This is a genomic window from Virgibacillus salarius, assembly GCF_039521925.1.
In the GTDB taxonomy this organism is placed as follows: Bacteria; Bacillota; Bacilli; order Bacillales; family Amphibacillaceae; genus Virgibacillus; species Virgibacillus salarius.
The window spans coordinates 99,597-111,928 of record NZ_BAAACY010000088.1 but is presented as its reverse complement, the minus strand read 5'-3'; the positions used below and the strand labels follow the sequence as shown (position 1 = coordinate 111,928).

12 protein-coding genes and 1 riboswitch are annotated in these 12,332 nt (G+C 40.7%); all 12 genes read left to right on the top strand.

The features are described from left to right. Nucleotides 1–411: 411 nt before the first annotated feature. The 12 genes from ABDZ84_RS11945 (at nt 412) to ABDZ84_RS11890 (ending at nt 12,315) form a co-directional block, all read left to right on the top strand. The gene (locus ABDZ84_RS11945) at nt 412–1,074 is read left to right on the top strand and encodes a peroxiredoxin (protein ID WP_026683026.1); all 663 of its coding nucleotides are present in this window, start codon (nt 412–414) and stop codon (nt 1,072–1,074) included. A gap of 88 nt (nt 1,075–1,162) precedes the next feature. After that, nucleotides 1,163–2,572, top strand: a complete 1,410-nt coding sequence (locus ABDZ84_RS11940; RefSeq protein WP_026683027.1) for an MBL fold metallo-hydrolase — start codon at nt 1,163–1,165, stop codon at nt 2,570–2,572. Between the two features lie 128 nt (nt 2,573–2,700). After that, nucleotides 2,701–3,273, top strand: a complete 573-nt coding sequence (locus tag ABDZ84_RS11935) for a TetR/AcrR family transcriptional regulator (protein ID WP_026683028.1) — start codon at nt 2,701–2,703, stop codon at nt 3,271–3,273. A 383-nt stretch (nt 3,274–3,656) separates the two neighbouring features. Further along, nucleotides 3,657–4,007 (top strand): DMT family transporter, encoded by a 351-nt coding sequence (locus tag ABDZ84_RS11930; RefSeq protein WP_026683029.1) that lies wholly within the window; start codon nt 3,657–3,659, stop codon nt 4,005–4,007. Next, nucleotides 4,007–4,321 carry a DMT family transporter gene (locus ABDZ84_RS11925; RefSeq protein ID WP_026683030.1) on the top strand — a complete coding sequence of 105 codons (315 nt, stop codon included), beginning with the start codon at nt 4,007–4,009 and terminating at the stop codon, nt 4,319–4,321. The genes ABDZ84_RS11930 and ABDZ84_RS11925 overlap by 1 nt, the downstream gene beginning before the upstream one ends. 205 nt (nt 4,322–4,526) lie before the next feature. Next, nucleotides 4,527–4,629: riboswitch (SAM riboswitch) on the top strand. Nucleotides 4,630–4,796: 167 nt separating this feature from the next. Continuing rightward, on the top strand, nt 4,797–5,522 hold the full coding sequence (locus ABDZ84_RS11920) for a phosphoadenylyl-sulfate reductase (RefSeq protein WP_034679895.1): 726 nt from the start codon (nt 4,797–4,799) through the stop codon (nt 5,520–5,522). 112 nt (nt 5,523–5,634) lie between these two features. Further along, a complete protein-coding gene (locus ABDZ84_RS11915; RefSeq protein ID WP_026683032.1) occupies nt 5,635–7,467 on the top strand; it encodes an assimilatory sulfite reductase (NADPH) flavoprotein subunit in 1,833 nt (610 codons plus the stop codon). A gap of 90 nt (nt 7,468–7,557) precedes the next feature. Then, nucleotides 7,558–9,273, top strand: coding sequence for an assimilatory sulfite reductase (NADPH) hemoprotein subunit (cysI, locus tag ABDZ84_RS11910; protein WP_026683033.1), 1,716 nt, complete (start codon nt 7,558–7,560; stop codon nt 9,271–9,273). A gap of 42 nt (nt 9,274–9,315) precedes the next feature. Beyond that, a complete protein-coding gene (cobA, locus tag ABDZ84_RS11905) occupies nt 9,316–10,095 on the top strand; it encodes a uroporphyrinogen-III C-methyltransferase (protein WP_343781629.1) in 780 nt (259 codons plus the stop codon). A 17-nt stretch (nt 10,096–10,112) separates the two neighbouring features. After that, complete coding sequence (locus ABDZ84_RS11900) at nt 10,113–10,844, top strand: sirohydrochlorin chelatase (RefSeq protein ID WP_026683035.1); 732 nt, start codon at nt 10,113–10,115, stop codon at nt 10,842–10,844. 30 nt (nt 10,845–10,874) lie between these two features. After that, nucleotides 10,875–11,516, top strand: a complete 642-nt coding sequence (locus tag ABDZ84_RS11895; protein ID WP_026683036.1) for an NAD(P)-binding protein — start codon at nt 10,875–10,877, stop codon at nt 11,514–11,516. Further along, the gene (locus ABDZ84_RS11890) at nt 11,500–12,315 is read left to right on the top strand and encodes a uroporphyrinogen-III synthase (protein WP_026683037.1); all 816 of its coding nucleotides are present in this window, start codon (nt 11,500–11,502) and stop codon (nt 12,313–12,315) included. Before ABDZ84_RS11895 ends, ABDZ84_RS11890 begins: the two co-directional genes overlap by 17 nt. Nucleotides 12,316–12,332: the final 17 nt, after the last annotated feature.

Sequence of the window (12,332 nt, the reverse complement as noted above, 5' to 3'; positions counted from 1 at the left end):
CAGCCGGAGTGGTGGTCAAGCAGTAGCTATTATTCCATAATAGCTACTAGAGGAAGCGTAAATCTGAGCAGTTAGTGATAAGGACTGAACGAATTTTGCTCAGTTTTTTTAATCTTGGCAGTGCCCGGGTTTCTAGCCATAGAATGGTACGTATCACACATCGGCGTCTGTCAAGTACTCAAGGGTTAGTTGTCTGTTATCCCGGACGAACGATCGAACCGCCTAGCGAATTCCCGCTAACTATTCGATCGTAGTTTCGTTGCTTTTTCTCTCACTAAACAATTATTTACAAGCACGCTAAATTGTTAACATTCCATGACAATTCAGATTTTTTTAACATGCATGTTTAGTCCACGTAATATAAAGGTAAAGACTAGCAGAACTAGAAGTAAAAAGAAAGGGGATTCAAACATGGAACAACAGGAACACTACGTGGAAGTAAATGGATTACCACGAATTGGGGAGCAGGCACCTGATTTTCAGGCTAAAACGACACAGGGAGATATCTCCCTTCGTGACTATCAAGGGAAATGGGTTGTATTGTTTTCCCATCCATCTGATTTCACACCAGTTTGTACGTCTGAATTTGTTGCCTTTCAGGAGGTATATCAACAATTACGTGCACTGGATACGGAATTGATTGGTTTAAGTGTTGATAGTGTTAGTTCGCATATTGCCTGGCTGCGGAATATAGAAGCGAACTTTCAGACGACCATAGAATTTCCTATCATTGCTGATCTAGATCAAAAAGTAGCGACGAAGTACGGTATGATTATGCCAGAATCTACGGGCACAGAAACTTCACGAGCTGTTTTTGTCATAGATGAGAAGCAGACGATTCGCGCACTCATTTATTATCCACTTACAACTGGACGGAATATGAATGAGATTGTTCGCCTTGTAGAAGCATTGCGAACAACGGATGAATATGGTGTATCGACTCCAGCTAATTGGCAATCAGGTGACAAGGCCCTTGTCAAACCACCACAAACAAAGCAGGAAGCAAATGAACGAATGAATGATCAGGACTATGATTGCGTTGATTGGTATTATTGTCAGAAAGAAATGAAGTAGAAAAAGTTCCCCGGCTCTCCTTAGTCGGGGAATCTCCTAATAGTTCGTTTGTTAGAAATGTATGGAATAGAAGGAGGTTATTAGATAGATGTATTTAAAATACTTTTATGATTCTTCCTTAGCGCAAGCTTCTTATATGGTAGCCTGCCAGTCAACTGGAGAAGCTGCCATTATTGATCCAGCAAGGAATATCGATGCATATATCCATCTTGCTAATGAGCAGGGGTTTCATATTTCCGCAGCGGTGGAGACACATATTCATGCTGATTTTGTATCTGGTGTCACAGAACTATCTCGGCGTACGGGAGCGACGATTTTTTATTCGACGGAAGGACCGAACAATGGAGGGTATGATTGGGATGATTGTTTAACCGTTCAAGGATTACGAGACCAAGACATTATAACCATCGGTAATGTCCAACTCAAAGCAATACATACTCCTGGTCATACACCAGAACACATGGCATATGAGCTAACAGATAAGGCGACAGCCAATTTGCCAATGGGGATATTTACGGGTGACTTTGTTTTTGTAGGAAATGTAGGTCGCCCAGATCTTCTTGAAAAGGCGTTAGGTGTGAAAGACTCTGCTGATAAAGGAGCTCGGCAGCTGTTTAAGTCGCTACAAAGGTTCAAACAATATGCTGATTATATACAGATTTGGCCAGGTCATGGAGCTGGAAGTGCATGTGGTAAAGGTCTTGGCTCCATACCTACTAGTACAGTAGGATACGAGCGAATGTATAATCCGGCATTTCAGTTTACAGAGGAGCAGCCCTTTGTGGACTTTTTGCTTCATGGCCAACCAGAACCACCCGCTTATTTTGCCAAGATGAAAGCAATAAACAAAAGGGGAATGACACCGTTAGCCAATGTGCCTGCCGGTGTAGAATTTCAATTACAGGGAGACTGTATCGCAGAATTAGCAAAAGACAAGAAAAATATAGTCATTGATACTCGAAATGCTATCGATTATGCTAATGCTAGTCTTCCAGGAACAATAAACCTTCCATATCCCGGGTTATTTGCTGATTGGATAGGTAAGCTCGTTGATTATGAGTCCAACATCTATTTCATAGCTGAGCCATATCGCTTTGATGAATTAAGAGAAATCGTTATAAGCATTGGTATGGATAAGCTTAGGGGGTTTTTCTCTACATCGTTAATTCAAACGGCATCCAGTCTACGTTCGTACCAAAATCAATCACCAACAGAGATTGAACGAAGGTTTCAAAAGAATGAAGTGCAAATTTTGGATGTGCGTTATCAAGATGAATGGGAGGAAGCACGCATTCCAGAAGCAATACATGCTTCGCTGCCACATGTAAAGGAGCGAGTCAAAGAGCTGTCCACAAGTAAGCCGATAGCTGTTCACTGTGCCTCTGGAAAGCGTTCTGCGATAGCCGCAAGTATATTATTAAATGAAGGCTTTGAAGTAATTAATATACGAGGCGGAATGCTACAATGGAAAAATGAGGATTTAGGTTGGACGAAATAGGATAGTAAAACGATTCCTTCCGTCAAGTTTTTGAAGAAACAAGAGAGATGCTTGACAGGAAGGAATTTATCCTATAAAATGACTGAAAGTCAGTCAAGAGAAATGAATACTATGAAAGGGGCGGTGATATGGATAATAAAAAGGAAAAAATTACGAAGTCTGCTATTCATGTGTTTCGTGAAAAAGGGATAGAAAAAACAAAGGTTTCCGACATTGTAAAAGGCGCAGGCATCGCACAAGGAACCTTTTATTTATATTTTCCCTCGAAACTTGCAGTTATGCCTTCAATTGCTGAAGTGATGGTAGAACGAATCGTAGAAGAAATGGAGCGAAAAGTAAATCGAGAAACGGCATTTACGGATCAATTAGGTCAAGTCGTCTCCATTATATTTGACCTGACAAAGGAATATCGGGAAATATTTGCGCTGATTTTTGCTGGATTAGCCTCAAGTGACTATTTGAGTGAGTGGGAAAAAATCTATGAGCCTTATTATGCCTGGATGCAAGAATTTCTTGAGCAACCAAAGGCTGCTAGTAAATTACGAGATTCGATTGATATTAACGGAACAGCTAAATTACTAATTGGCCTAATTGAATCGGCCGCTGAACAATCCTATCTGTATGACCAACAAGACGAGGAGTCTGCTAAACAAAAACAACGAGAAGTCTTAGAATTTGCATTACATGCATTATGTAAGTAATTGGACTTGGTGTAATCCAAGTTTTTTATTATAAGTTAAGAAAGTATAAAATCAGTGCAATGACTGCGTTAAGCCAAGTAGTTATTTTGAAATGTTTGATGTATATTGGCAATGCCCCTACGAATTACTTCGCTTTCCGCGGGCACGGCTTCAACTAACTTTGCAAAGAAGAACACGTTGCAAAGTTAGCTGAAGGACAAACCCCACGGAAAGGGAAGTGGGCAGCCGGAGTGGTGGTCAAGCAATAGCTATTATTCCATAATAGCTACTAGAGGAAGCGTAAATCTGAGCATTTAGTGATAAGGACTGAGCGAATTTTGCTCCGGTTTTCTAAAAATATAATGACTGAAAGTCAGTCATGTGGTAAAGGATGAAATACAGAAATGAATAAATCATGGATATATGTTGTATTAACGAGTGTTTTTGAATTGATCTGGATCTATGGATTTAATACCGCTAACGCTTGGTGGCATTGGGTCCTAATCATAGGAGCTATCCTTTTAGATCTCCATTTCCTGTCTAAAGCTTGTGAAAATCTACCAACAGGTACCGTATATGCGATATTTGCTGCTGCGGGAACAGTAGGTACAGCCATCATGGATATTTACTTGTTTGGTGGAAGTTTAAATGTAGGAAAAATGTTCTTTATGTTGATTCTAGTTCTAGGGGTTATTGGCTTAAAACTTTCTGATCAACCGGAACAGTCTGAAGCGACAAAGGGGGTTCAATCCTAATGGGTTGGTTATTTATTGCGAGTGCATCTGTATTTGAAATGTTAGGTGTCTTAGGTTTACGTCTCTATAGTCAACAGAAGACTATACGAAATGGACTGCTTTATATTGGTGGATTAGGTGGTTCATTCATCTTTTTATATGCATCCTTCTCGTATTTACTTGTAAGTGTGGCATATTCTGTGTTTATTGGCATTGGAACGGCCGGTGCGGTATTGATGAACATGATTTTCTTTGGTGAATCTACGAATAAGTATCGAATTGCTAGTTTGATTGCGATTATTATTGGAGTTACCGGGTTAAAAGCATTATCATAAGCATATTAGAATACACATGCTTTTGGGAGAATAGTACGTTCACATTTAGGTGATTCTTTTCATGATCTAAAAAAATTTATTGTCACATCTGGCTTGTTTTTTGTATATAACATGAATATCAAACTATTCTCATGTTTTGGAAAAAGGCATTGACTTTTTCTGGAAAACCATTTAATATATCAAACAATACAGTCATAGATTTTAATTCTTATCAAGAGAGGTGGAGGGAAAAGGCCCTTTGAAGCTTCGGCAGCAGGTTATTCTAACACTGTGCCAATTCCTACAGACAATGGTCTGATAGATAAGAAGAGTGCAAGATACCGTACAAATTACTCTTCTTATCACATGGATAGGAAGAGTTTTTCATAGCATGTTTATGTTTGCCTCACTGCCTATTTCCAGTACATTTGTTTGCCTAGACCTTACGCCTTTATTTTTAAGAATAACGTAGGAGGGATAATGCGTGACAAGTCATATGCTGTCATATCAAGATTTTACTGTTGATCCTTTTAAAGATTTTCTCCCTGAGGATGAAACGAAAGGAGCCTCTACCATTTTAAGTTGGGCATATGAGCAATATGGGGATTCCATCGTTTATGCATGTAGCTTTGGCGCAGAAGGTATGGTGCTAATTGATTTAATAGCAAAGGAGAAATCCGATGCAGAGATTGTCTTTCTAGACACAGGGTTACATTTTCAAGAAACGTATGATCTCATCGATGAAGTGAAAAAAAGGTACCCTGATTTGCGGATTCGCTTAAAGCAGCCTGATTTGACAGTGGAAGAACAGGCAGCAAAGCATGGCTCAGCCTTGTGGAAGCGACAGCCAGATCAATGTTGTTTCATTCGTAAGATCAAGCCTCTTGAAGAAGAACTAGATAAGGTACCTGCTTGGATATCTGGACTTCGTAGAGAGCAGTCACCAAGTCGTAGTAAAACAGACTTTGTGAATAGGGATGAACGATTTAAAAGCATTAAAATATGTCCGTTAATTTATTGGACTTGGGACGATGTATGGAATTATATTCAAAAACAACAATTGCCCTATAATGAACTGCATGATAGAAATTATCCAAGTATTGGGTGTATTCCTTGTACCTCCCAAGTAGCCGACTCTGATGATTTACGTGCAGGTAGATGGACGGGGCAAACGAAAACGGAATGTGGCTTGCACACCACGGTTAATAAAAGCGAATCGTGATGATCTGAGTATTCATCTTTTTTATTTCGTTTAATTCCTAGTAAATTAATTGGTATACTAAGTATTTGATTGTATAGGTATAAAAAAGAACTTAATAGTGAGGTGGAACGTGTTGTCGTTGAATGTAACAAATAGCCCTTTTAATCACGAACAAATAGAACAATTAAATCTCCTGTTACCTACTTTAACGGATCATCAAAAGGTTTGGCTAAGTGGTTACCTTTCAGCTTTTATATCAAAAGAAGTCCAATCTGGTAATCCAGACCCCCAAGCCGTCAGTCAAGCAACGAATGCTGGCACAGATCCGAGAGAAGTAACCGTATTATATGGATCGGAGACAGGGACTGCCCGCTCATTAGCAGAATCGATGGCTGAAAAGCTAGACGCAGCGAATTTTTTGGTAACTTGCTCCGCGCTTGATGACTTTAAGCCAAAGAAATTAAAGAAGACAGAGGATGTATTAATTATAACGGCAACCCATGGAGAAGGTGATCCACCGGATAATGCGATCTCTTTCTATGAATTTCTTCACAGCAGAAAAGCACCTAAATTGGATCATTTGCGTTTCGCAGTGCTAGCGCTCGGTGATGAGTCGTATGAATTTTTCTGTCAAACAGGAAAAGACTTTGATAAACGCCTAGAAGAATTAGGTGGAGAGAGGCTATATGACCGAGTAGATTGTGATTTGGATTTTGATGAGCAAGCGTCTGAGTGGATGACGGGAGTACTCGGGGTTTTAAAGCAGTCATCTGAAGTTGTTGACAATACCGTTCTAGCAGGTCAACAAACGGCAGGCACGTTCGTTTCCGAACAACCTGGTTTTTCAAGAACAAATCCATTTATGGCCGAGGTTGTGGAGAATATTAATTTAAGTGGTCGCGGTTCCAATAAGCAAACCCGCCATCTAGAATTGTCCATTGATGGGTCTGGCTTTACCTTCAAACCAGGAGATAGCTTAGGGATATTTCCGAAAAATGACCCCGTATTAGTCGATCAACTTATGAAGGCGATGAATTGGGATGCAGAACAAACTGTATCTGTGAATAAACAGGGGGAAATTAGGTCATTACGAGAAGCTTTACTTTCCCATTTTGAGATTACGGTTTTAACGAAGCCACTAGTAGAAAAGGCAGCTACATTATTTGCTAATGAAGCATTAACCGATCTATTAACAGCAAGCAATAAGGAAAATTTAAAGTCGTATCTTGAGGGAAGGGATGTTCTAGATTTAGTAACCGATTTTCCGCCTAAGAAGCTGCTGGCTGAGGATTTTGTCAGCATATTACGGAAGCTACCTGCTCGTCTTTATTCCATTGCCAGCAGCTATGAAGCCAACCCTGATGAAGTTCATCTAACTGTTGGTACGGTAAATTATTTTGCTCATGGGCGTGAACGTGCGGGCGTCTGCTCCAGTCAAGTAGCCACACGAGTGGAAGTCGGTGAGAAATTGCCAGTGTATATCCAACAAAACGCTAATTTTCAATTTCCTGATGACCCGGAAACGAGGGTGATTATGATTGGTCCTGGTACCGGGGTTGCACCATTTCGCTCTTATCTGGAGGAACTAGAGGAAACCGAAGCGGAGCAACAAACATGGCTCTTCTTTGGAGAACAGCATTTCTCCTGTGATTTCCTTTATCAAGTGGATTGGCAAAAGTGGTTAAAATCTGGTGTGCTATCGAGAATGGATGTGGCATTCTCACGGGATACCGATCAAAAAGTATATGTACAACACAAGATGCTTGAAAAAAGTAAGGATTTTTATGAATGGTTAAAAGCAGGCGCTGCTGTTTACGTGTGTGGAGACGAAAAGCATATGGCAAAAGACGTCCAGCAAACAATACTTACGATTTTAAGGCAGGAGGGAGACATGACTGCGGAGGAGGCTGAATCGTATTTGCAGCAAATGCGTCAGGAGAAACGCTACCAGCGAGATGTGTATTAATGGCTCTTGTTGGTTAAATAGGCAGGTTATTTAGGATACATGCTTGGTGCTATTACACGTGAAGATTAAGGAATGGAGGGAGTTTAACGAATGGCAAAGGGAAAGGACTCACTACATGAGACCACATTGGATGATATGGAGCGAATTAAAAAAGAAAGTAAATTTCTACGAGGTACAATAACGGAAGGACTTGCAGACCCAATAACAGGAGCTATTTCGGATGATGATAATAAAGTGCTGAAGTTTCACGGGAGTTATCAACAGGATGATCGTGATCTACGGGATGAACGGAGACGTCAAAAATTAGAGCCTGCCTATCAATTTATGCTGCGAGTGCGTGTTCCAGGAGGAATTGCCAGCCCTAAGCAATGGCTGGTGATGGATGAACTTGCTGACAATTATGCAAATGGAACGATTCGTCTAACCACAAGGCAAGCATTTCAATTACATGGCATCTTGAAATGGAATTTGAAAAATACGATAAAAGAGATTAACCATACACTTATGGATACTTTAGCAGCATGTGGTGATGTAAATCGAAATGTAATGTGCAATACCAATTCATATCAATCGGCGGTCCATGCAGAGGTTCAAACGTGGGCACAAAAAATTAGTGACCACCTCTCACCAAGAACCGGAGCATATCATGAGATTTGGCTAGATAAAGAAAAAGTAGTTGATTCGCGAGATGAAACGGAAATAGAACCAATCTATGGAACAACGTATTTGCCAAGAAAATTCAAGATTGGCATTGCTGTACCACCATCAAATGATATTGATGTATTCTCTCAAGACCTTGGCTTTATTGCTATTCAAGAGGCAGGTAAACTGGTGGGGTTTAATGTTTCTGTTGGTGGCGGTATGGGAATGACGCACGGAAATACCGATACGTATCCGCAATTAGGGCGGGTGATTGGCTTCTGTACACCAGATCAAGTAATTGCTGTAGCAGAGGAAATTGTTACAATTCAACGTGACTATGGAAATCGATCCAACCGTAAGAATGCAAGATTTAAATACACGATCGATGCAAGAGGTATTGATTGGCTAAAGCAAACGTTACATGAACGATTAGGCTGGGAATTGGAGGAAACGAGAAATTATCAGTTTGAAAATAATGGGGATAGCTATGGCTGGGTGGAGGGAAACGGCAAATGGCACTTCACATTATTTATTCAAAATGGCCGTGTAAAGGATACAGAGGATTATCCATTAAGGACAGGACTGAGGGAAATCGCAAAGGTGCATACGGGTGATTTTCGTTTAACACCTAATCAAAATCTAGTCATTGCAAATGTTACGAAACAAAAGAAAGAACAGATCGATCAACTTATCAAAACGTACAAACTAACAGATGGTGGGCAATTTAGCGGGTTACGCCGTAATTCGATGGCTTGTGTTGCGTTACCAACTTGCGCTTTGGCAATGGCGGAATCAGAAAGGTACCTTCCTTCATTAATTGAAAAGATAGAAGGGATTCTTGATGAAGCAGGACTACGTGAAGAAGAAATGGTTATACGCATGTCAGGCTGTCCCAATGGATGCTCGCGACCAGCTCTAGCAGAAATTGCGTTCATTGGTAAGGCGCCAGGTAAGTACAATATGTACCTTGGTGGAAGTTTTACCGGGGAACGATTAAGTAAGCTCTATCGAGAAAATATAGGCGAGCAGGAGATTTTAGATACACTTCGTCCTATTCTCAATCAGTATGCAAGGGAACGGCTCGATGGGGAGCATTTTGGAGACTACGTTATTCGAGCGAATTATGTGGAAGCTGTACATTCCGGACTTGATTTTCATAGGTAGTGCAGGTTTAAACCAGATTAATAGAAGAGGCGGGGGTAGGAAATGGGAAAGGTATATTTGGTTGGAGCAGGTCCAGGTGACCCCGATTTGATTACGGTAAAAGGTGCAAAGATCATCGGTCAGTCGGATGTTATTTTATATGATCGTTTAGTGAATGAACAATTATTAGAGGACTATGCACCTAAACAAGCAGAACTGATTTATTGTGGGAAGCGTCCAGATCACCACGCATTAAAGCAGGAGCAAATAAATCAATTACTTTGGCAATATGCAAGGCAAGGGAAGGTTGTTACGCGATTAAAAGGCGGTGACCCTTTTATCTTTGGAAGAGGGGGTGAGGAAGCGCTCACTCTAGGAAAACACCAGATTCCATTTGAAATTGTACCAGGAATTACTTCTGGATCAGCTGCGCCAGCCTATGCCGGAATCCCGTTAACCCATCGACAGATTAGCTCATCTGTTGCTTTTGTGTCGGGAGTAACTCGAAATGGAGATACAGGTGAAGCATATTGGGAGCACCTTGCTAAGGGCGCTGAAACCTTATGTATTTATATGGGTGTAAAAAACCTTCCAGACATATGCCATTATCTAATTAAATATGGCAGGGATGCAACGACGCCGATTGTCGTTATACATTATGGGACAACACAAGCGCAACAAACGATAACAGGTACGTTGCACACGATAGCAACGAAAGCTAAACATCTAAAAAACCCCTCGATGATTATTATTGGTGAGGTCGTTCGGCTACGTGAACAAATAAAGTGGTTTGAAGGGCTGGCTTATGAAGCATCCGAATCGCCAATTGCTGTCATTGGGTAACAAAGGGAGGAAGCTACATGCAAGCTGTTCTTTATGTAAGTCATGGCAGTAGATACGCTGATGCTACGGCAGAAGCCATATCGTTTCTTGAAACGGTGAAAGAACAGGTGGATATTCCCTTGCAGGAAATCTGCTTTCTCGAATTGGCCACTCCTGATATGAAGCAGGGAATTGCTAATTTGGTAACTCAAGGGGCAACCCGCATCGCAATTGTACCGGTGCTATTATTACAAGCAGGTCATTATTATCACGATATTCCGCAGGTTATTGAGCAGCAAAAGGCATTATATCCAGCTATTTCATTTACCTATGGTCAACCACTTGGTGTACAAGATCGATTAACGCAGATATTGGCTGAGCGAATGAATCAAGCAGTGGTAACTATGAAGTCAGATATGAAGGTGCTGTTAGTAGGCAGAGGCAGTAGTAATCCACAAACAGTAATCGATATCGAAACCATCGCAAATCGACTAAAAAAAATAACGGGGGTAGCTCATGTGGAAGCATGCTATCTAGCTGCATGTACCCCTGCTTTTGAGGGAAAGTTGCGGGCAGCTGTTACGGAGGAAAACTCGCAAATTGTTATCGTCCCTTATATTTGGTTTACCGGATTTTTGATGCGACATATTCAGCAAAGGATTACAGAAATTGGGGGAAGCAAGAGGGAAATCATCCTTTGTCATCATTTAGGAAAGCATCCGGCAATGCAGGAAGCATTAAAGGATCGCGTTATAGAGGCAATCGTGTAAAGCAATTTTATAAAAAGGATGTTGAATGCAATGGGGCGAATTCCATTAATGCTTGAATTAAATGAAAAGCAAGTAGTTATTGTTGGTGGTGGCACGATAGCAGAACGACGTATAAACACAATCATAGACAGTGGTGCTTACATTACAGTAATTAGTCCTATGATTAATAAGGCAATTCGAACGGCTTGGGAAGCGGGCTTTCTTACATGGAAACAAAAGACATTCGAGGCAACGGATATCCAGCAGGCTGTACTTGTTGTTGCCGCCACAGACGATCAATTGGTGAATCAATTCGTATCTATGTCAGCACCAGCCGAGTGCCTTGTAAATAATGCTTCAGATGCAAAAGCGAGTCATGTTCATTTTCCTGCATATCTGAAGCAAGGAAGATTGTCCATTAGTATTTCAACCAATGAAGCAAGTCCAGCACTATCATCCAAGATTAAGAAAGAACTTGAACGCATCTATAACAAGGACTATGAAGGCTATGTAGATTTTCTATATCAAAGCAGACAGCTATTGAAACAATCCACCGTGGATAAGCAGCGGCAGAAAAAACTATTACAATCGCTCGTATCTGAGGAATTTCTGTGTAAAGATAAACAACTTCAGGCATTACAGTCGCTAAGAGCAATAACGGGGAGGATCGATGCAAGTGAAGGGATTAAATAATAAGCAGGTAGGTATTGCTGCTACACGTAAAGTGGAAGAGATAGCTACATTAGTTAAAAAAAATGGAGGCATACCCTCCGTATTCTCTATTCAAGGAGAACAAGTATTTGATGATCAAACAGGTGAAGCGAATATTTCAACATTATTGTCAGGATCATTTGACTTCATCATCTTAACTACAGGAATTGGGGCAGCGAGCTTAGAAAGAGTTGCACGAAAGCTCCATTGCTTTTCCGATTTTATTCAGAAGCTAGGACAAACGACGTTAGCAATTCGAGGCAGTAAGACACGTCATTGGTTAAAAGAACACGCTATTTCTCCGACATTTGTATCGAAAGATGGCACCATGGAGGATCTTATACAGACGCTTGCTAATCAACCTAATCGGCAGGGACAGCGTGTTTATTTACAGGCATATAACCAAGATGATTTACAGTTACAAGCAGCATTAGAGCACTTAGGATATGCTGTCTATTTGGCGAAACCATATTATTATAAGCAACCAGATGCTGAGGTATTACGGGAATTAAGGGATGAAATTATTCATCAATCCTTAGATGCTGTTATTTTTACAAGCAAAACACAGGTTCAGAATCTTTTCCACTCCTTTTCACATGAGCATAGAAAACAGGTAATAGCCGCCTTTAATAAACATGTCCTAGCTGCTGCAGTAGGAAAAGTAACTGCACAGGAATTAAGAAAGAATCAGATTCAGGATGTTTTTTATCCGACGAAACCGAAGATGGGAAGAATGGTCGTAGAAATGAATCATTATTACGAACAACAGGTTGTTCAATGAAGCGTTATGCCATGAAA

Coding starts and splice junctions, on each gene's coding strand:
- ABDZ84_RS11925 (WP_026683030.1), top strand. CDS start 4,007: ATGGGTTGGTTATTTATTGCGAGTGCATCTGTATTTGAAATGTTAGGT.
- ABDZ84_RS11935 (WP_026683028.1), top strand. CDS start 2,701: ATGGATAATAAAAAGGAAAAAATTACGAAGTCTGCTATTCATGTGTTT.
- ABDZ84_RS11900 (WP_026683035.1), top strand. CDS start 10,113: ATGCAAGCTGTTCTTTATGTAAGTCATGGCAGTAGATACGCTGATGCT.
- cobA (WP_343781629.1), top strand. CDS start 9,316: ATGGGAAAGGTATATTTGGTTGGAGCAGGTCCAGGTGACCCCGATTTG.
- ABDZ84_RS11930 (WP_026683029.1), top strand. CDS start 3,657: ATGAATAAATCATGGATATATGTTGTATTAACGAGTGTTTTTGAATTG.
- ABDZ84_RS11895 (WP_026683036.1), top strand. CDS start 10,875: ATGGGGCGAATTCCATTAATGCTTGAATTAAATGAAAAGCAAGTAGTT.
- ABDZ84_RS11920 (WP_034679895.1), top strand. CDS start 4,797: ATGCTGTCATATCAAGATTTTACTGTTGATCCTTTTAAAGATTTTCTC.
- cysI (WP_026683033.1), top strand. CDS start 7,558: ATGGCAAAGGGAAAGGACTCACTACATGAGACCACATTGGATGATATG.
- ABDZ84_RS11940 (WP_026683027.1), top strand. CDS start 1,163: ATGTATTTAAAATACTTTTATGATTCTTCCTTAGCGCAAGCTTCTTAT.
- ABDZ84_RS11945 (WP_026683026.1), top strand. CDS start 412: ATGGAACAACAGGAACACTACGTGGAAGTAAATGGATTACCACGAATT.